The following is a 19,601-nucleotide window of genomic DNA, read 5'->3' as shown; positions in this document are numbered from 1 at the left end:
AACGTTAACTTTTCTAAAAACAAAAATAAAGGACGCTCGATGAAACACCTGAAATCGCTCCTGCCAGTTGCATTGATCACCCTGTCTGCCGCACTGCCATCCGTGTCGAACGCAACCGATCTGACGATCTCTTGCGGTGCGGTGGGTGCGGAGTTGCAGCTGTGCAAGGAAGCCGTCGATACATGGTCGAAACAGACTGGCAACAACGTCGAGGTGGTCTCCACGCCTAACTCGGCAACCGAGAGGTTGTCGTTCTACCAGCAGATCCTTAGTGCGCAGTCCGCCGACATCGACATCATTCAAATCGACATGGTCTGGCCGGGGATGCTGGCCAAACACTTGATGGATCTGCGTGAGGCGCTTCCCGCCAACGCGACCCAAGGCTACTTCCAGGCGCAGATCGATAACGCCACGGTCAACGGACGGCTGGTGACGATGCCGTGGTTCACCGACTCGGGGCTGCTGTATTACCGCAAAGACTTGCTTGAGAAATACAACAAACAGGTTCCTCAGACGTGGGAGGAAATGACCGCTACTGCCAGGGATGTGCAACAGGCTGAACGCAACGCCGGGAACGCCAATGCCTGGGGTTACATCTTTCAGGGGCGCGCCTACGAAGGGCTGACGTGTAATGCGCTGGAGTGGATCAGCAGCCAGCCGCAAGGCGGACTGATCAATCAACGCGGCGACATCGTGGTCAACAGTCAGGCCTCAAGAGCCGCGTTGACCCTGGCGAAAAGCTGGGTCGGAGATATCTCACCGCGTGGCGTGCTCAATTACACCGAGGAAGAAGGACGTGGCGTATTCCAGTCGGGCAATGCGCTGTTCATGCGTAACTGGCCTTATGTCTGGGCCCTGGTGCAAAGCCAGGACAGTGCCGTAAAAGACAAGGTCGGCGTCGCTCCCCTGCCCCGCGGCGGCGAGACCGGCGAGCATGCCTCCACCCTCGGTGGCTGGGGCCTGGCGGTCTCGCGTTACAGCGCCCATCCCAAACTTGCCGCCGAACTGGTGAGCTACCTGAGCAGTGCCCAAGAGCAAAAACGTCGAGCGCTGAAAGGCGCCTACAACCCGGTGATCGAATCGCTGTATCAAGATCCCGAGTTGCTCGCGGCCATGCCTTATTACGCTCAGTTGCACAGCATTCTCAACGCTGGGGTCATGCGCCCCGCCGCCATTACTGCCGATCGCTATCCACGGGTCTCCAATGCGTTCTTCGATCGGGTGCATGGCGTGCTGGCCGGCGAGTTGCCGGTCGATCAGGCACTCGCCGAACTGGAAAGCGAACTCACGCGCATCAAACGCCGGAACTGGTAAGCCACAAGGAAGGAAATCACCATGTCTGTCTCTACGACCCATGCCCCCTTTGACGAGCTGCTGCTCACGAGGGAAACGCCTGTACAACGTCGCCGGGTGCGCGCTGCCTGGCTGTTTCTGACGCCAATGCTGGTCTGCCTGGCCTTGGTGGCAGCCTGGCCGCTGCTGCGCACATTCTGGTTCAGCCTGACCGACGCCAGCCTGGCCGACACCGGTGGCGCAACCTTCATCGGCTTGAGCAATTATCTGCTGTTCAGCGGTTCCGGCTGGTCGGGCATCCTTGTCGATCCACAGTGGTGGAATGCGGTGCGCAACACGTTGTATTTCACGGTGGTCTCGGTGGGACTGGAAGTCATCCTGGGGCTGTTGGTGGCGTTGCTGCTGAACATCAAGTTCACCGGCCGTTCGCTGGTGCGGGCGTTGACTCTGATTCCGTGGGCGATTCCGACGATTGTCTCGGCGAAGATCTGGTCATGGATGCTCAACGACCAGTTCGGCATCATCAATCACCTGATGCTCAGCCTCGGCCTGATTGACGCACCTCTGGCCTGGACGGCAGATGCCGACCTGTCGATGTGGGCGGTGATCATTGTTGACGTCTGGAAGACCGTGCCCTTCGTCACGCTGCTGATGCTGGCGGCTTTGCAGATGTTGCCGAGCGATTGCTACGAAGCGGCCCGGGTCGATGGCATTCATCCGCTGAAGGTGTTCTGGCGCGTCACGCTGCCACTGTTGATGCCTGCAGTGCTGGTGGCGGCGATCTTCCGCATCCTCGATTCCCTGCGGGTATTCGACGTCATCTATGTGCTGACCTCGAACTCGTCGAGCACCATGAGCATGTCGGTGTATGCCCGCCAGCACTTGGTGGAGTTCCAGGACGTCGGTTACGGCAGCGCGGCGTCGACGCTGTTGTTTCTGGTGGTCGCTGTGATCGCCATGCTTTATCTCTACCTCGGACGCCGTCAAATGGAGGTCCACGCATGAGCCCGCGCCTGCTGAAAAAAGCGCTGTTGCGCCTCGGATTCTGGTGCCTGATCGGGGTGTTGCTGCTGTATGCGGTTTTCCCGTTCTACTACGCCATCGTGACCTCGCTGAAGCCCTCCAGTGCCTTGTTCGAGGTGAGTTACTGGATCGAAAATCCCGACTTCTCCAATTACGCGGCGGTCCTCCACCAGGCCTCATTCCTGCGAGCAATCGGTAATTCACTGGTGGTTGCGCTGTGCGTGGTCACCCTGGCGCTGTTCCTCAGCCTGACCGCTGCCTATGCCTTGGGCCGAGTGAAATTCCGTGGGCGTGGCACGGTGTTGATGATGGTGCTTGGCGTGTCGATGTTTCCTCAGGTCGCGGTGCTGTCGGGACTGTTCGAAGTGATCCGCGCCTTGGGTCTGTACAACACCTCGTGGGCGTTGATCCTCAGCTACACGATTTTCACCCTGCCCTTCACCGTCTGGGTGCTGACCACGTTCATGGGGCAACTCCCCCATGAACTGGAGGAAGCGGCAATCATGGATGGTGCGTCCCCGTGGGTGACGCTGACCCGCGTGCTGTTGCCGCTACTCTGGCCCGCCCTGGTCACCACCGGTTTGCTGGCCTTCATCGCGGCGTGGAACGAGTTTCTGTTTGCCCTGACGTTCACCCTCACCGACAGCCAACGCACGGTGCCGGTTGCCATCGCCTTGATTTCCGGCGGCAGCCCCCATGAGTTGCCTTGGGGCTTGTTGATGGCTGCCTCGGTGCTGGTCACCGTCCCACTGGTGATTCTGGTGCTGATCTTCCAGCGCCGAATCGTTTCCGGTCTCACTGCCGGCGCGTTAAAGGGTTGATGCCCAATAAAGACAAGGAACCGCATCGTGATGAAATTGAAACTGGACAACGTCAACAAACAATTGGGCGGCGCGCGGATTCTTCGCGACATCAACCTGGAGATCGCTGCGGGTGAATTCGTGGTGTTCGTCGGTCCTTCGGGCTGCGGAAAGTCGACGCTGCTGCGGCTGATCGCCGGACTGGATTCGATCTGCGCCGGCGACCTGCTGATCGACGGGCGCCGGGTCAACGACCTGGAGCCGCGCGAACGTGGCGTCGGCATGGTCTTTCAGTCTTATGCGCTGTACCCGCACATGAGCGTCTACGACAACATCAGTTTCGGTCTCAAACTGGCCAAGACTGAAAAGAGCAGCCTGCGCGAGCGGGTGCTGAAAACTGCGCAAATCCTGCAATTGGACAAACTGCTGCAACGCAAGCCAAAAGAACTGTCTGGAGGGCAGCGTCAACGTGTGGCCATGGGCAGGGCCATGGCGCGCGAGCCGGACATTCTGTTGTTCGATGAGCCGCTGTCCAATCTGGATGCTTCCTTGCGGGTGCAGATGCGTAACGAAATCGCCCGACTGCATGACCGATTGCGCTCGACCATGATCTACGTCACTCACGATCAGGTGGAAGCGATGACCCTCGCCGACAAAATTGTCGTGCTCAATGGCGGCCATATAGAGCAGGTCGGCTCACCACGCGAACTCTATGAGCGCCCGGCCAGCCGCTTTGTCGCCGGTTTTCTCGGTTCGCCGAGAATGAATTTCCTGCCGGCACGCTTGCAGGCGCCGGGAGAAACCAGCCTGGTTGATACTCCGGTTTTGGGGATGACCACCCTGCCCTTCGACAGCTCGAACCTGGCGGCAGACGCCTCGCTGAGCCTGGGCGTTCGCCCGGAACACCTGTCACTCAAAGCGGCGCCGGGAAGCGCTGGCGTCGTCGTGACCGGGGTCGAATACCTCGGCAGTGAAACCTATGTGCACCTGGATACCGGGCAGGACGAGCCACTGATCTGTCGTTGTGAAGTCAACGCCGGATGGCAGACAGGCGATCGGGTCGAACTGCAACTGGAGATCGACAAGATCCACCTGTTCGACGCCGACGGCACGGCATTGAAGCGCCACCCGCACGCCATTCAATCCGTGGCGGATGACCTCTCTCTGCGCTCAATCCGAGCACGCGCCCTATGACCTTGTCTTTGAATACCCAGAGCGATCCAATGTTTTCGACCCTTGACCTTGCGCAGCGCGCCTTGGCTGACAGCCAGTCCCGCGTCATTGAGGATTATCGACCCGGTTACCATATTGCCCCGCCGGCAGGCTGGATGAATGACCCTAACGGGGTCGTGTACTTCCGTGGCGAGTATCACGTTTTCTATCAGCATCACCCCTTCGACGCGAAATGGGGGCCGATGTATTGGGGCCACGCCAAGAGTGCCGATCTGGTGCACTGGCAGCACCTGCCCATTGCACTGGCACCCGGCGATGATTGCGACCGCGACGGCTGTTTTTCCGGTAGCGCCGTGGTCTGTGGCGATACCCTGGCGCTGATCTACACCGGGCACACCTGGCTGGGCGAAGTGGGTGACGAGCGCTTGATCAAACAGGTTCAGTGCCTGGCCACCAGCAACGACGGCATCCGCTTCGTCAAGCATGGCGCGGTGATCGACAGCGCGCCGCAAGACAGCATCATGCACTTTCGTGACCCCAAGGTCTGGCAGGACGATGGTTATTGGTACCTGATTGCCGGCGCACGTCTGGGCGACAAGCCGCTGCTGCCGTTGTACCGCTCCACGGATCTGCACGTCTGGGAATTCCTCGACTATGTGTCCGCCGGCAGCGAGGGCGATGGCTATATGTGGGAATGCCCGGACCTGTTTCGCCTGAATGGACACGATGTGCTGCTGTACTCCCCACAAGGCATGCAAGCCGACGGTTATGACCGGCTCAACAAATACCAGACTGGTTATCGAGTGGGCCAGCTCGATAACCAGTGGCACTTCACGGGCGGGCCTTTTATCGAGCTGGATAACGGCCACGATTTCTATGCGGCGCAAACGCTGTTGGCCGCCGATGGCCGGCGCCTCGTATGGGCGTGGCTGGACATGTGGGAAAGCCCGATGCCGAGCCAGGCCCATCACTGGTGCGGCATGCTCGGATTGCCACGCGAACTGGAACTGTGCGCCGATCGCCTTTGCGTATATCCGGCACGCGAGCTCAGCGCGCTGCGAATGGCGCAATTGCCGGGTACGCCGTGGTGGGAAGCGTCGGGAGCCCGCTGGGTGCCGGAGGTAAGCGGCGACATGCTCGAAATCCATGTGCATCTGGATCTGCTCGGCTGCACTGACGGCCACTTGGGAGTCGCCTTGCGCTGCAGCGACGATGGCCGTGAAGAAACCCTGCTCTATTACGATGCATCACTGCAGCGTCTGGTGCTTGATCGCAGCCGCTCGGGTGCGCAAGTCACAGGCCAGCGCAGCGTGGCGATAGACCCGACACAAGAGCGCTTGGAACTGCGCGTGTTTCTTGATCGCTCATCCATCGAGGTATTCGACGAAAACGGCCGCTTCAGCCTCAGCAGTCGCCTCTATCCGCGCTCCGACAGTCTGGGTGTGAAGCTGGTGGCAAGCGGGAGTGGCGGGCGTGTTTCGATTCCCAGGGCATGGCCTCTGGCTTCTGGATGGTCATGAGCGGCGTCATTCGGGTCGCGGAAGCCCGGGCCCTGTGTCATGATTCTGCGTCAACCTGACCGGCCGCACTTCGCATGACTTCAGTGAAAGACGTTGCACAGCTGGCCGGCGTGTCCCTGATGACGGTGTCTCGAGCGCTCAATACTCCGGAAAAACTGAGCCCCGAAACCCTTCTACGGGTGCGTCGTGCCATTGATGAACTGCAATTCGTACCCAGCCTGTCAGCGCGCAAGATGCGCGGTGACAACCTCCAGTCACGAACCATCGGTGTGTTCGCGCTGGACACTGCGACCACGCCCTTCGCGGTCGAGCTGCTGCTGTCCATTGAGCAGACCGCGCAACAGGCCGGCTGGAATGTCTTTATCCTCAACCTGCTCAGCAACCCGCCCACCGACCAGAACATCGACCTGATGCTGTCGCACCGTCCGGACGGCTTGATCTTCAGCGCCATGGGGTTTCGCCAGGTCAGCATTCCCGAGCGCTTGAAGAGCAAGCCGCTGGTGCTCGCCAATTGTCTGGCCGATGACAGCCGCCTCGTCAGCTATGTACCCGACGACGAAATGGGCCAGTATCGCGCCGTAGACCACGCGTTGAGCCTCGGCTACAAGCGTCCTCTGTGTATCAATCTGCCGAAACAGAGTCTGGCATGGGGGCTGCGACAACAAGGTCTGCAGCGTGCCTGTCAGGCATTCGGCCTGGCGCCTGACACGCTCCTGCAATACGACCTATCCGATCATGATGCCTACAGTGAAACAGCCGCTATCCTCGACCGGCATGTCATTGATGGTCGTCCCCAATTCGATATTTTGATCTGTGGCAACGACCGCATTGCCTTTTGTGCCTATCAGCTGTTGTTGGGGCGTGGCCTGAAAATTCCCGACGATGTCGCCGTGCTCGGCTACGACAACATGATCGGCATTGCCGAGTTGTTCATCCCGCCGCTGACTACCGTGCAACTGCCGTACTACGAGATTGGTCGCCAGGCTGCACGGCATCTGATCGAAACCCTTGAGATATCGGGAACTCAGCGCGTTGACTGTCCATTGGTGGTCAGGACATCACTATAAGAGTTGGACCGTTCGCTGATAGCACTCCCGATTGCTTACGATTTGCCGATTGGAATCAGAAATCGACCGTCGCTGAAAGCAGATAGGTTCTCGGTGTCGACAACGTCAATCCCGGTTCACTGTCATCGGACGCCCCTGCCGAACTCCAATAACGCTTGTCCAGCACGTTCTCGATATTCCCGCGCAAGGTGATGGTTTTGTCGTCAACCTTGAACGCATAGCGCGTGCCCACATCGAAGCGCTCCCAGGAATCGATTTCCTTCTCGTTGGACTGATCCAGGTACTGCGAACTGGAATAGATGCCACGGGTTGTCAGCGTCAGCCCTTGCACCGTCGGCACGTCCCACTCGGCGCCCAGATTGACGTTGTATTTCGGCGTCGCCGGCGCGCGATTGCCGTCGAAGGTGCCATTGGTGGTCTTGGTCAATTCGCTGTCGATGTACATCACGCCGCCAAGCAAACGGAAGCCTTTGAGCGGTTCGCCGAACACGCTCAGCTCCACACCATTGTTCTCGCGCTTGCCATTGGGTCCGAAGACTCGCGTGGTGGCGTTGGTTTCGTACGCCGGTTGCTTGATGCGAAACACCGCAGCGGTCAGCGCGTAGGCGCCGGCATCGTACTTGGCACCGACTTCAACCTGACGGCTGATAAACGGCGGGAAGATTTCGTCTTCGTTGATGGAAGTCGACGGCGCGATTTTGCCCTGGCTCAGGCCTTCCATGTAGTTGGCGTACAGCGACAGCTTGTCAGTCGCCTTGAACAGAATGCCGCCCGATGGCGAAATCTTTTCCTCGTCGTAAGCGGTGTCGCCTTTGATGTCATCGCTCCAGTCATCGACTTTTACCCGCTGCCAGCGAGCGCCGAGGGTCAGCAACAGTCGATCGTCGAAAAAGCCCAGGGTGTCGGACAGTGCTACGCCGCTGAAGCGGTTTTCCGTGTAGACCTTGGCGTCATTGCGTGTCGGCGTACCGGGTTTGGCGATTTCCACCGGGTCATACAGATTGCTGCGCCCGGCCGCGTAGCGGGCGCCGCCGTTCTCGAAATCCATGTAGAAGTAGCTGGCCGCGAGATTGACCTCATGGCTCACAGGCCCGGTATGGAACCAGTTGCGCACGCCTGCCGTGGCGGTCCGGACATTCTCGTCGCGGGTAAAATCACGCGGTTGCACGCTGAAATCACCGGCATCGTTGGTCACGGAAACGGCGTGGCGCAAGAAGTCATGATTACTTTTGCGCGCGCCGACGCCGCCGTACAGCATCACCGAGTCATTGACGTCGAACTCGGCGTTGAGCGTGCCGAAGGTGTCCTCGGTTTTCGCCTGAGTCCACGGTTGCGCGTAATTGCGATGCACGCTATTCGCGCTCGGAACCTTGGCATTGGCCGCGACCTGCACGCGCTCCTGCGGCGCGTCGGTATCGCGCTCGGTATGGCCGATATCGGTCGAAAGTCGCAAGCGCTCACCGCGAAAATCCAGGCCGAGCACGGCCATGTCACGGTCGACACTTTGATGATCCCATTCGGTATCACCCGACTGTTTGACGCCGTTGAAACGCAGGCCGAACTGATTGTCCTCGCCAAACCGCCGGCCGACATCCACTGCGCCGCCGACCTGATTGTTCGACGCGTAATTGGCCGTCAGCGAAGTGATCGGTTTGTCGGTGGCACGCTTAGGCACCACATTGATGCCTCCGCCCACGCTACCCCGTGGCGAGATGCCGTTAATGAGTTGGCTCGGGCCTTTGAGGATGTCGACGCGATCGGCCATTTCCATGTCAATGGTGTACGTCGGCAGCACGCCATAGAGCCCGTTGTACGCCACGTCGCTGTTGAACAGGCTGAAACCACGGATGGTGAACTGCTCGTAGCGGCCACCGGCCGGGTTGGTTGCACGCACCGAAGGGTCGCTGGCGATCAGATCGCCCAGCGTGCGTGCCTGCTGGTTTTTCACGGCTTCGCTGGTGTAGGTGGTCATGCTGAATGGGGTTTCCATGAAGTCTTTCGACCCCAGCAAACCCTGCGAGCCACGCCGCGCGACTTGGCCTCCGGCAAACACATCGGCATCGCTGGAACCGGTGGCACCGAGAATCGACGTCGGCGCCAGTTGCAGGCTGCTGCCCTCGGCGGCTGGAATCAGTGTGTAGGCCTGCTCGCCCAGCGGTTGCAGTTGCAGACCGGAACCCAGTAACAAACGAGCGAACCCCTCCTCCACAGCGAATTCACCGGACAAACCGTTGCTGTTGCGGCCACTTACCAGCGCCGGATCGACCGACAGATTGACCCCGGCCAACCCGGCAAAGCGGGTCAGCGCGGCACTCAGACTACCGGCCGGCACCTGGTAACTGCGCCGAGCGGCGTCTTCGGCCCAACTGGATTGAATCAACACAGGGCTGGCACTCAGGCTCAGCAGGAGGCTCAACTGCAACAACGGACGCAAACGACTTGGGAATACTGCGGGCATTGGAAGAAGCTCTCGATTTTGTTCACTTACCTGCAATGACCGGTGAGGCGAAAAAAGGGACAGGCTTCAGACGATATTTTTTCGCGGCGCCAGCGTTACCCAGAAACGCGTGCGCGAATGGACCTCCAACGGCAGGCTCGCCGCCAGCAGGGCCAGCACTTTATCGGTGTCGTCGAGACGGAAACTGCCGGTGACACGCAGACTTTCAAGTGCTGGCTCCCAGCGCAGAAGCCCCGAGCGATATCGGCTCAACTCGCGCAGGAAGTCCCCCAACGGCTGGTTTTGCGCCATCAACACACCGTCACGCCAACCCGGCATTTTGGCGTCGAACAACGTGACCGGTCCGGCGCCGGAGGTCTGCAAATTGACCAGTTGCCCGGCGTTCAACTGCAGCGCCGGCCCGTGCAACGGCTGCAATTGCACCGAACCACTGACCACCGACACGGTGCAATCACGTTCGTTGAGGCGCACGCAGACTTCGCTGCGGCTGACAATGATCCGACCGTACGGCGCGTTGACCGTCAATGCCGTGCTACCCGGAACGTTGAGCGCCATTTCGCCGCGCACCAACGTCAACTGACGGCTGGCCAGAACGACGTTCACCGCACTGGCGGTGTTCAGCTGCAAGGTGCTGCCGTCGGCCAGCCGTGTTCGCGTGTGCTCTCCGGTGGAAGTCTGCAAATCCGCGCGCCAGACGTCGAGCGGCAACTGGCGACTGATCAGCCACGCCGCAGGCACCAAAGCCGCCAGCCCCAGCGCCCTTTTCAATGCTGCACGCCGCGCCAGATCCGGGCGATCGAGTGTGGCCATGGCCAATTCTGTCGGCAGACTGGAAAAGCGCTGGCGCAGCAATTGAATCTTCTGCCAGGCGTTTTCATGGCGGCTATCGCTGTCACGCCAGTGCTTCAATCGCACGTGATCGGCTTCACTGGCCTCGCCGGATTCGAGCAATGCCAACCACTGTGCGGCGGCTCGCGCCACTTCACGCGCTTCGGTGTTGGGTGCGACGCGCATCATAGATCCAACATCAAACAATGCTCGTAAGCCATTGCCATGTAACGTTTTATACTGCGTTCAGAAACCTGCAAACGTTCGGCGATTTCACGGTAACCGAGGCCTTCGAGCTGACTCAGGAGAAAGGCCCGACGCACCGCTCGCGGCAAACCATCGAGTAACTCGTCCAGCGCTTGCAAGGTTTCCAGCAGCAGCCAACGCTGCTCGGGCGACGGCACGCATTCTTCGGGCAACTGCGCGAGGGCTTCGAGATAGGCCTTTTCCAGACTGCGGCGGGTGTAGAAATTGCTCAGCAGGCGTTTGCCCACCGTCAGCAAATACGCCCGCGGCTCGCGCATGTCGGCGATCGGTTGCGCACTGCAGAGTACGCGCAGGAAGGTGTCCTGACTCAGGTCCGCCGCATCCCACGCGTTGCCCATGCGCCGCCGCAGCCAGGTTTCCAGCCAGCCTCGATGGTCGCGATACAGTTCGTGCAGGTGCTGCGGCGATGGCGTCGCTGCTTCAGTCATCTCAAGAGTCCTGCGCGAAGTCAGTTTCAAATGAGAGTGATTCTATTTAACTTGCGCGCCGAGACAAAGCCTTTTTATCCAAGACGGCTTTCATGAGCGCTTCAAGGTCTCGCTCGGCAACTCCTTGAACAACGCCCGGTAACTGCTGGAAAACCTTCCCAAATGCCAGAACGACCACTGCATCGCCACCTCGGCAACCGTAGTTTCCGTGGGCCGACGCTTGAGCAATTCGCGGTGTGCACTGTTCAATCGGCGCAGGCGCAGCCAGTGACTTGGCGTCATGCCGGTGTAGGCCTTGAAGGCTTGTTGCAACTGGCGCAGTGGCACGCCCGCAACGTGCGACAGTTCGAGCAGATTGACGGTGTCTTCCGGCGAATCCGCCGCCCACTCTCCCACCCGTTTCATGATCATTCGCTCTTCGGTGCGCCGCTGTAACCCACCGCGATCAAGACTTGTATGAGCGTTGTCGAGGATGAACAGACAGTCTTCCAGCAACTGCTGTGTCAGCGCATCTTTATCAAGCGGATCAACAGCTTGCGACAACTTTGTGAGAATCGAGCTTAACCAGCGACTGAACAAGGCGTTCTGCCCGCAATTGAGTTGCGTCATGAACAAGCCTTCGAGTTTCGCCACATTCAGACCGTGCTGACGGACAAACTCCGGGCCGAACACGACGGCGATTTCCTGATAGTTCTCCGGGGTGATCCAGATGTTGCGGCTGTCTTCATTGAGCAGGTACAGCGCGTTGTCACTGCGATCAAAACAGAACGCCAAAGCACCCGATGGCGCACTGAAATTCTGCTCGACCCGGGTGTTCATCTGCTCTTCGTAGACCTCGACACCCTGCAGATCCAGATAGCGGATCTGCCCGGCGAAATGACCCGGCGACATCTGTTGGTAATGCTGGACCCAGCCCGGTGTGGCGCGGACTTGCTCAGCCACATCGGCGGTGTTGAATGCTTGAACCTGGAGCGGATTGCACGTTGTCATGGGGTGACCTTGCGCACTCTTTTGGTGCGCTTTGGTGCTGCTTAAAGTGGATAGATGGAACTGCAAGGCTCGCCCAAGATAGTCGTCAACGCGCCACAGGGGAAGGGGCGGAAGATGAAACCCGCCCTCCCCGGCGTCTATAAAACCAATAACGAGGTCTTTATGAATGCCCCTTTCGATCAGCTGTTCACGTGGCTGAAAGATCACAAGATTACCGAAGTCGAATGTGTGGTCAGCGACTTGACCGGCATTGCCCGCGGCAAGATCGCACCGACCAACAAGTTCCTGCATGAGCGAGGCATGCGTCTGCCGGAAAGTGTGCTGCTGCAAACGGTAACCGGGGATTTTGTCGACGACGACATCTACTACGACCTGCTCGATCCTGCCGATATCGATATGGTCTGCAAGCCCGTGGCTGACGCGGTCTACGTGATTCCATGGGCGATCGAGCCGACCGCCATCGTCATTCACGATACCTTCGACAAGTTCGGCAACCCGATCGAACTGTCGCCGCGCAACGTGCTGAAAAAAGTCCTGCAGCTGTACACCGATAAAGGCTGGAAGCCGATTGTGGCGCCGGAAATGGAGTTCTACCTGACCCAACGCTGCGAAGACCCGGACTTGCCGCTCAAGGCACCATTAGGCCGCTCGGGCCGTGCAGAAAGCGGTCGGCAGTCGTTCTCCATTGATGCTGCCAACGAATTCGATCCGTTGTTCGAAGACGTCTATGACTGGTGCGAACTGCAAGGACTGGATCTGGACACGCTGATCCACGAAGACGGCCCGGCGCAGATGGAAATCAACTTCCGTCACGGCGACGCCCTCGATCTGGCCGACCAGATCACCGTGTTCAAGCGCACCATGCGAGAGGCCGCGCTCAAGCACAACGTCGCCGCGACCTTCATGGCCAAGCCGATCGGCGATGAGCCGGGCAGCGCCATGCACATCCACCAGAGCGTGGTGGACATCGCCACTGGCAAACCGATTTTCGCCAATGAAGACGGGCAGATGAGCGAGCTGTTCCTGCATTACATCGGCGGTTTGCAGAAATACATCCCGAAAGTGCTGCCGATGTTCGCGCCGAACGTCAACTCGTTCCGCCGCTTCCTGCCGGACACCTCGGCACCGGTCAACGTCGAATGGGGCGAAGAAAACCGCACCGTCGGTTTGCGTGTGCCGACCTCCAGTCCGGAAGCCATGCGCGTGGAAAACCGTCTGCCGGGCGCCGATGCCAACCCGTACCTGGCGATTGCCGCGAGCCTGCTCTGCGGTTACATCGGCATGGTCGAAGGCATCGCGCCGAGCGCTGCGGTCCAGGGCCGCGCTTACGAACGCCGTAATCTGCGCCTGCCGATCACCATCGAAGAAGCGCTGACGCAGATGGAAGAATGCGAAGCCGTAGCGCAATACCTTGGCGACAAGTTCGTCCGTGGCTATGTCGCGGTGAAACGTGCCGAGCATGAAAACTTCAAGCGCGTGATCAGCTCGTGGGAGCGTGAGTTCCTGATGCTCAGCGTTTAACCCAAACCAAAATATCCCCTGTGTCGATCGTTCCCACGCTCTGCGTGGGAATGCAGCCCGGGACGCTCCGCGTCCCATCCAAAGCCGAACGCGGAGCGTCCGTTGAGGCATTCCCACGCAGAGCGTGGGAACGATCATTATAAGAAGAGGTGTCGATATGCGTCTGTTGAAATCCGTACTCCCGGTCGCCCTGAGCGTGCTGTTCAGCGCTGTAGCTCACGCCCAACCGACGGTCAGCGTCTACAACTGGACCGACTACATCGGCGAAACCACCCTCGCCGACTTCCAGAGCCAAACCGGGATCAAGGTGATCTACGACGTTTTCGACTCCAACGAAACCCTCGAAGGCAAACTGCTCGCCGGTCGTACCGGTTACGACGTGGTCGTACCCTCCAACCACTTCCTCGCGCGTCAGGTAAAGGCCGGCGCGTTCCTTAAACTTGATCGCTCGCAGTTGCCGAACTTCAAGAACCTCGACCCGAAACTGCTCGAACTGCTACAGAAAAACGACCCGGGCAACGAGCACTCGGTGCCGTACCTGTGGGGCACTAACGGCATCGGCTACAACGTCGACAAGGTCAAACAGGTGCTGGGCATCGACCACATCGATTCCTGGGCGGTGCTGTTCGAACCCGAGAACCTGAAGAAACTCACCCAGTGCGGCGTGTCGATGATGGATTCCGCAGACGAAGTCTTCCCCGCCGTGCTTAATTACATGGGCCTGGACCCACGCAGCGAAAACCCCGAAGACTATAAAAAGGCTGAAGCGAAACTGCTGAGCATCCGCCCGTACATCACCTATTTCCATTCCTCGAAATACGTGTCGGACCTGGCCAACGGCGATATCTGTGTGGCGTTCGGTTATTCCGGCGACGTGTTCCAGGCGGCCAACCGCGCCAAGGAAGCCAAGAACGGCGTGAACATCGCCTATGCGATTCCAAAGGAAGGCGCCAACCTCTGGTTCGATCTGTTGGCGATTCCGGCCGATGCGAGCAACACCAAAGAAGCCCACGCCTTCATTAATTACCTGCTCGATCCGCAGGTGATTGCCAAGGTCAGTGCGTCCGTCGGTTACGCCAACCCGAACCCGTCGGCCAAGCAATACATGGATCCGGAGCTGGTCAACAATCCTGAGGTGTATCCACCTCAAGAAGTCCTCGACAAACTCTACATCTCTACCACCCCGCCTCAAGCGATCATGCGTCTGATGACCCGCTCCTGGAGCAAAGTGAAGTCGAACAAATGAATCAGTACACCCAAGAACACGCCCGTTCCTATTACGCAGCCTCCGCTCGGGCGACTACACCTTATCCGCAACTGGAAGGTGATCTGAGCGCCGATGTCTGCGTGATCGGCGGCGGGTTCACCGGGGTCAACACCGCGATCGAACTGGCCCAGCGCGGGCTGTCGGTGATCTTGATCGAAGCCCGGCGCATCGGCTGGGGCGCCAGCGGACGCAATGGCGGTCAGTTGATTCGCGGGATCGGTCATGAGGTCGAAGGCTTCGCCAAATATGTCGGTCAGGAAGGCGTGCGTTATTTGCAGCGCGCCGGCATCGATTCAGTGGAACTGGTGCGTCAGCGCATCGGCGACAACGGCATCGAATGTGATCTGCGCTGGGGCTTCTGCGATCTGGCCAACACCACGGCGCAGTTCGCTGCGTTCAAGGATGAATTGGTCGATCTCGCCGAACTCGGTTACGCCCACGAAACCCGGCTGATCGGCCCGGAGCAGATCCGCCAGCAGGTGGTCAACTCCGACATTTATGCCGGTGGGCTGGTCGACATGGGTTCCGGACACCTGCACCCGCTGGATCTGGTGCAAGGCGAAGCGCGGCTGGCAGCGTCGCTTGGCGTGCGGATTTTCGAGCAGAGTGAAGTGCTGGAAATCATCCATGGCCCGACCGTGCAGGTGCGTTGTGCAAACGGTACGGTGCGGGCTGGCAGTCTGGTGCTCGGCTGCAATGCGCATCTGGACGAGCTCGAACAACAACTCAGTGGCAAGGTGCTGCCGGCCGGCAGTTACATCATCGCCACCGAACCATTGTCCGAGGCCCGCGCCGCGCAGCTGATTCCGCACAATCTGGCAGTGTGCGACCAGAAAGTCGGCCTCGATTACTACCGGCTCTCGGCGGACCGACGCCTGCTGTTCGGCGGTGCCTGTCACTATTCCGGGCGCGATCCGGCGGACATCGCCGCTTATATGCGGCCGAAGATGCTCAAGGTCTTCCCGCAACTGGCCGACGTGCGCATCGATTACCAATGGGGCGGCAAGATCGGCATCACCGCCAATCGTTTCCCACAGGTCGGCCGCCTCAAACAGTACCCGAACGTTTTCTATGCGCAGGGCTATTCCGGCCATGGTCTGAACGTCACCCACTGGTGCGCGAAACTGCTTGGCGAGGCGATTCATGCCGGCCACAGCCAAGGCATGGATGTGTTCAGCGGCGTGCCGCACATGACCTTCCCCGGCGGCCCGGCCCTGCGTTCGCCACTGCTGGCACTGGGGATGTTCTGGTATCGCCTGCGGGAAATGCTCGGCTGACAGCACAAGCAGCGCTGTCGCGATCTGATCGTTCCCACGCTCTGCGTGGGAACGATCATCAAGCACAGGTGAGCTATACACATTTGCTCTATCGCCAAGCACTTCTATATTGATGAGGTGCTTTTGCGTTCCTGACGCTCAGTGCCCATTCAATCGAGGAGACATGGATGAAGTCGTCAGCCACCGACGAGCCGCGAGCGCCAGGCCAAGCCCCCGTCAAAACCCGCCGTTTCGGCATTTCACTCGTCTGGATTGTGCCGATTGTGGCGGTGCTCGTGGGCATTTCGCTGGTGGTGCACAACATCATGCAGGAAGGGCCGACCATCGTGGTCACCTTCAAGACCGGCAGTGGTCTGACGGCCAATAAGACCGAAGTCAAATACCGTAATGTGGTGATTGGCCAGGTCACCGATGTCGAGTTGAGCGACGACCAGAAAAGCGTCAACGCCACGATCAAACTGGCCAAACAGGCCGAAACCTTCACCCGTGAAGACTCACAGTTCTGGGTGGTACGCCCGCGAATCGGTGCCGGAGGCGTGTCGGGTATCGACACTCTGCTCTCCGGCGACTACATCGGTGCCGACATCGGCCAGTCCAACTCCCGAGCGAAAAACTTCAAAGGCCTTGAAAACCCGCCGCCGATCACCTACGGCGAACCGGGCAAGCGTTTCATGCTGCACACCCAGGATCTCGGTTCGCTGGACATCGGGTCGCCGGTGTATTACCGCAAGATCCCTGTCGGCCAGGTCGTCACCTACGCGCTGGCGCCTGACGGTAAAGGCGTGAACATCGAAGTATTCATTCACGCGCCCAACGATGCGTTCGTCACCGAAAACACCCGATTCTGGAACGCCAGTGGCATCGACGTCAGCGTCGGCGCCAACGGTTTTCAGGTGAAAACCGAATCCCTGTCCTCCATGCTGGTGGGCGGCATCGCTTTTCGCGCCCCGGATTACAGCCCCAACGACGTCGCCGCCGCCGATGACAAAGACTTCGAACTGTTCGCCGACCAGACCACCGCCCTCGCCCCGCCCAATGGCAAGGCGCAATACCTGAGTCTGCGTTTCGACCAATCCCTGCGCGGCTTGAAGGTCGGCGCACCGGTGGAATTCCTCGGCATGGAAATCGGTCGGGTGGTGGCGATCAACCTGGATTTCGACGCGAAAAAACGCAGCTTCCCGCTTAACGTCGGCATCGTTATTTATCCGCAACGCTTGGGCATGGCATACGGAAAAATGCTCACAGCGTTCAAGCATGATCCCAACGATGAGGCCGCCGGCATTCGCTTGATGGGCACCTTCATCGACAATGGTCTGCGCGCCCAGGCCCGCAGTGGCAACCTACTGACGGGTCAACTGTACGTTGCCCTGGACTTCTTCCCGAAAGCCGAAAAAGTCGCCTTTGACCCCACGGCGCGCCCGGTGGTGATTCCAACCGTGCCCGGCAGCCTCGAACAGCTGCAGGAAAAACTCGAAGCCGTGGTCGACAAGCTCAACAAGCTGCCGGTCGATCGCATCGCCAGCAACCTCGACAGCAATCTGATCGAGCTGCGCAAAGGCCTGACCCAGTTCAACGCCAAGACCCTGCCGGGCGTGCAGAGCACTCTCGCCGATGTCAGCAAGACCTTGCAGTCCGCCAGCTCGACCCTGGCCGAAGATTCGCCGCAGCGCGAAAAACTCACGGAAACCCTCGACGAACTCGGGCGCATGTCGCGTTCGCTGCGGGAGCTGTCGGATTACCTTGGCCGGCATCCTGAGTCGTTGATCCGCGGCCGCCCCGATAACGCCGCGCCGCTGGATCTGAAAGGACCGCCACGCAATTGAGCACAGGAGCTAACCCAATGGCTTTACCGCTGAAGATCACCGTGCTCGCTGCCTTCATGCTGCTGGGCGCGTGCCGCAGCGACCCGATCAGCTTTCACACCCTGACGCCGGTGCAGATCGCCAACACACGGACCGGCGCGCAGATTCCGATTGAAGCGCTGAGCGTGCCGCCGCAGGTCGACCGGGCGCAAATCGTTATCCGCCAGGGCAACAGCGGCCTGGCGATTCTGGAAACCGATTGGTGGGGGGCGACACTGGCGGACGAGTTGCGCGGTGCGTTGGCCGATCAATTGAGCAATACCAGTGGCCAAGGCGATGTTTCGGTGCGCATCGAAGTGCAACGCTTCGACTCGATCCCCGGTCAGTACGGCCTGATCGACGCCAAATGGCGCTTGCGTCCCGTCGGCGCGACTGACAATGGCTTGCTGACCTGCCGCTCGACCGTGCAAACACCGTCCGGCCCGACCATCGATGATCTGGTGGGCGCCCAGCAGCAAAACGTCAAGCGGCTGGCTGAGCAGATCAGTCGGGCGGCAACCGGCAACGCGAGCACCTGCCCTTCTCCGTACTGACGGGGCCTACAGATCGAAACGATCCACCGCACGCCGCCGCTAGTTGTCATCACGCACATCGTAGTTGGCGGTGGTCTGGATGTTGCTGTGGTGCGCGAGCTTCTGCGCAATCGACAGATCATGTTCCTCGATGACCCGCGTGATAAACGAACGGCGGAAGTCGTGCGGCATGATCTTCACCCCGACCTGGGTGCCGCGCTGGCGGGCGATGTAATAGATCGCGTGTTTGGTGATGCGCTCGCGGGTGATGTGGCTGCCGCGCCGGATGCGATTGAACAGAAAGGCATCGTCACTCTCGCCTTCCTTGAGTTCCGAACGGCGCAGTTCCAGCCACGCATCGAGTTTGGCGAACGCCCACGCCGGTGCGTACTTGATCAGTTGCTTATTGCCTTTGCCGGTAACGGTGAGGCTGCGCTCGGTGAAGTCGACCTGCTTCAAGTCCAGGTCCACCGACTCCGATTTACGCATGCCGGTGCCGTACAACAACGCGATCACTGCCGCGTCACGCAGGCCTTGAGGCCGTGGATCGGCGGCGCAGACTTCCATCAATTCGTGAATCAAGGTGCGCTTCAAGTTGCGCCCCTGGGACAACCGCGTGCCGGCGATGCCCTTTACCGAGCGCATCTTCAGCAAATGGTCCTGACTGATCAGGCTCATGCGCCAGGCTTCATTCATCACCCCGCGCACGGCATTCACATACAGCGACGAGGTATTCGGCGCGTAACCGTCGGCGCGCAACGCGGCGACCAGTGCCACGACGTCTTCCGGTTGCAACCCGTGCCAGGGAATTTCTTCGATATCCACGTCTTCGAAACCGAGGCGGTCCGCAGCATCCTGCAAGACATAGCGCATGGTCAGTTGGCTGGAGGGCGCCAGTCGCGCCAGATAAATCGTCAGCGGATTAGGGTTGGACGGGGTGGATTCAGTACTCGACAAGTCAATCAAACGAAACGGCCTTGAATAGAAAACAGTTCAACAAAACAACTTAAAAGTGCAAACAAACTTATATAAAGAGCGACTCTTCCGTAGGACTTTTCTACTAAAGCAGCCGATGAACGGAAGAAGTCTGAACGGTGGCTGTATGGCTTGTAGATAGACGAATCGCCGACCGTTTTTTCATGTTCCTTTGACAAAAACGCGCATAACCTTAGTTACAACAGGTTGCCCCGAAAGGCCTGCAACCCTGCCGGCCGCGGACTGGAAAGTCAATCAGGTATTCCCCGACCGGTAACTCAACCCTTTGAAATTCCGTGTTTTTCAGACAATCGGCTGAAGGACGGCTGTCGCCCCGAGG

16 protein-coding genes are annotated in these 19,601 nt (G+C 59.5%); 11 read left to right on the top strand and 5 right to left on the bottom strand.

The window, feature by feature from the left end:
- Nucleotides 1–39 precede the first annotated feature (39 nt).
- From ACZZ0A_RS11040 to ACZZ0A_RS11015, 6 genes are all read left to right on the top strand, one after another.
- Nucleotides 40–1,314, top strand: coding sequence for an ABC transporter substrate-binding protein (locus ACZZ0A_RS11040; RefSeq protein WP_007910219.1), 1,275 nt, complete (start codon nt 40–42; stop codon nt 1,312–1,314).
- A 21-nt stretch (nt 1,315–1,335) separates the two neighbouring features.
- Complete coding sequence (locus ACZZ0A_RS11035; RefSeq protein ID WP_463543044.1) at nt 1,336–2,298, top strand: carbohydrate ABC transporter permease; 963 nt, start codon at nt 1,336–1,338, stop codon at nt 2,296–2,298.
- On the top strand, nt 2,295–3,137 hold the full coding sequence (locus tag ACZZ0A_RS11030; protein WP_007910217.1) for a carbohydrate ABC transporter permease: 843 nt from the start codon (nt 2,295–2,297) through the stop codon (nt 3,135–3,137). The genes ACZZ0A_RS11035 and ACZZ0A_RS11030 overlap by 4 nt, the downstream gene beginning before the upstream one ends.
- 27 nt (nt 3,138–3,164) lie before the next feature.
- The gene (locus tag ACZZ0A_RS11025; RefSeq protein ID WP_463543043.1) at nt 3,165–4,310 is read left to right on the top strand and encodes an ABC transporter ATP-binding protein; all 1,146 of its coding nucleotides are present in this window, start codon (nt 3,165–3,167) and stop codon (nt 4,308–4,310) included.
- The gene (locus tag ACZZ0A_RS11020; RefSeq protein ID WP_463543042.1) at nt 4,307–5,809 is read left to right on the top strand and encodes a glycoside hydrolase family 32 protein; all 1,503 of its coding nucleotides are present in this window, start codon (nt 4,307–4,309) and stop codon (nt 5,807–5,809) included. The genes ACZZ0A_RS11025 and ACZZ0A_RS11020 overlap by 4 nt, the downstream gene beginning before the upstream one ends.
- Nucleotides 5,810–5,883: 74 nt before the next feature.
- Nucleotides 5,884–6,876: a LacI family DNA-binding transcriptional regulator gene (locus ACZZ0A_RS11015; protein ID WP_463543041.1), complete on the top strand. Its 993-nt coding sequence runs from the start codon at nt 5,884–5,886 to the stop codon at nt 6,874–6,876.
- A gap of 55 nt (nt 6,877–6,931) precedes the next feature.
- On the opposite strand, the gene ACZZ0A_RS11010 is transcribed toward ACZZ0A_RS11015, so the two are convergent.
- From ACZZ0A_RS11010 to ACZZ0A_RS10995, 4 genes are all read right to left on the bottom strand, one after another.
- Entirely contained in the window at nt 6,932–9,334 is a 2,403-nt protein-coding gene (locus ACZZ0A_RS11010) for a TonB-dependent receptor (RefSeq protein ID WP_463543040.1), read from the bottom strand.
- 66 nt (nt 9,335–9,400) lie between these two features.
- The gene (locus ACZZ0A_RS11005; protein WP_095112175.1) at nt 9,401–10,348 is read right to left on the bottom strand and encodes a FecR domain-containing protein; all 948 of its coding nucleotides are present in this window, start codon (nt 10,346–10,348) and stop codon (nt 9,401–9,403) included.
- Nucleotides 10,348–10,857 (bottom strand): sigma-70 family RNA polymerase sigma factor, encoded by a 510-nt coding sequence (locus ACZZ0A_RS11000; protein ID WP_038361341.1) that lies wholly within the window; start codon nt 10,855–10,857, stop codon nt 10,348–10,350. The genes ACZZ0A_RS11005 and ACZZ0A_RS11000 overlap by 1 nt, the downstream gene beginning before the upstream one ends.
- 90 nt (nt 10,858–10,947) lie before the next feature.
- On the bottom strand, nt 10,948–11,847 hold the full coding sequence (locus tag ACZZ0A_RS10995) for a helix-turn-helix domain-containing protein (protein WP_123375203.1): 900 nt from the start codon (nt 11,845–11,847) through the stop codon (nt 10,948–10,950).
- A 162-nt stretch (nt 11,848–12,009) separates the two neighbouring features.
- Between ACZZ0A_RS10995 and ACZZ0A_RS10990 the strand changes: the two genes are divergently transcribed.
- The 5 genes from ACZZ0A_RS10990 (at nt 12,010) to ACZZ0A_RS10970 (ending at nt 18,307) form a co-directional block, all read left to right on the top strand.
- The gene (locus tag ACZZ0A_RS10990) at nt 12,010–13,368 is read left to right on the top strand and encodes a glutamine synthetase family protein (protein WP_042704900.1); all 1,359 of its coding nucleotides are present in this window, start codon (nt 12,010–12,012) and stop codon (nt 13,366–13,368) included.
- 157 nt (nt 13,369–13,525) lie between these two features.
- Nucleotides 13,526–14,614: a polyamine ABC transporter substrate-binding protein gene (locus ACZZ0A_RS10985; protein WP_463543039.1), complete on the top strand. Its 1,089-nt coding sequence runs from the start codon at nt 13,526–13,528 to the stop codon at nt 14,612–14,614.
- Nucleotides 14,611–15,912: an NAD(P)/FAD-dependent oxidoreductase gene (locus ACZZ0A_RS10980; protein WP_463543038.1), complete on the top strand. Its 1,302-nt coding sequence runs from the start codon at nt 14,611–14,613 to the stop codon at nt 15,910–15,912. The genes ACZZ0A_RS10985 and ACZZ0A_RS10980 overlap by 4 nt, the downstream gene beginning before the upstream one ends.
- Before the next feature lie 167 nt (nt 15,913–16,079).
- Entirely contained in the window at nt 16,080–17,735 is a 1,656-nt protein-coding gene (locus tag ACZZ0A_RS10975; protein ID WP_463543037.1) for a PqiB family protein, read from the top strand.
- Between the two features lie 17 nt (nt 17,736–17,752).
- Nucleotides 17,753–18,307: a PqiC family protein gene (locus ACZZ0A_RS10970; RefSeq protein ID WP_463543036.1), complete on the top strand. Its 555-nt coding sequence runs from the start codon at nt 17,753–17,755 to the stop codon at nt 18,305–18,307.
- Between the two features lie 39 nt (nt 18,308–18,346).
- On the opposite strand, the gene ACZZ0A_RS10965 is transcribed toward ACZZ0A_RS10970, so the two are convergent.
- Nucleotides 18,347–19,159, bottom strand: coding sequence for a site-specific integrase (locus tag ACZZ0A_RS10965; protein ID WP_463544088.1), 813 nt, complete (start codon nt 19,157–19,159; stop codon nt 18,347–18,349).
- Nucleotides 19,160–19,601 lie beyond the last annotated feature (442 nt).

Source organism: Pseudomonas sp. AC242 (assembly GCF_979258655.1).
The sequence above is the reverse complement of the archived record's forward strand: the minus strand, read 5'-3'. Positions and strand labels throughout refer to the sequence as shown.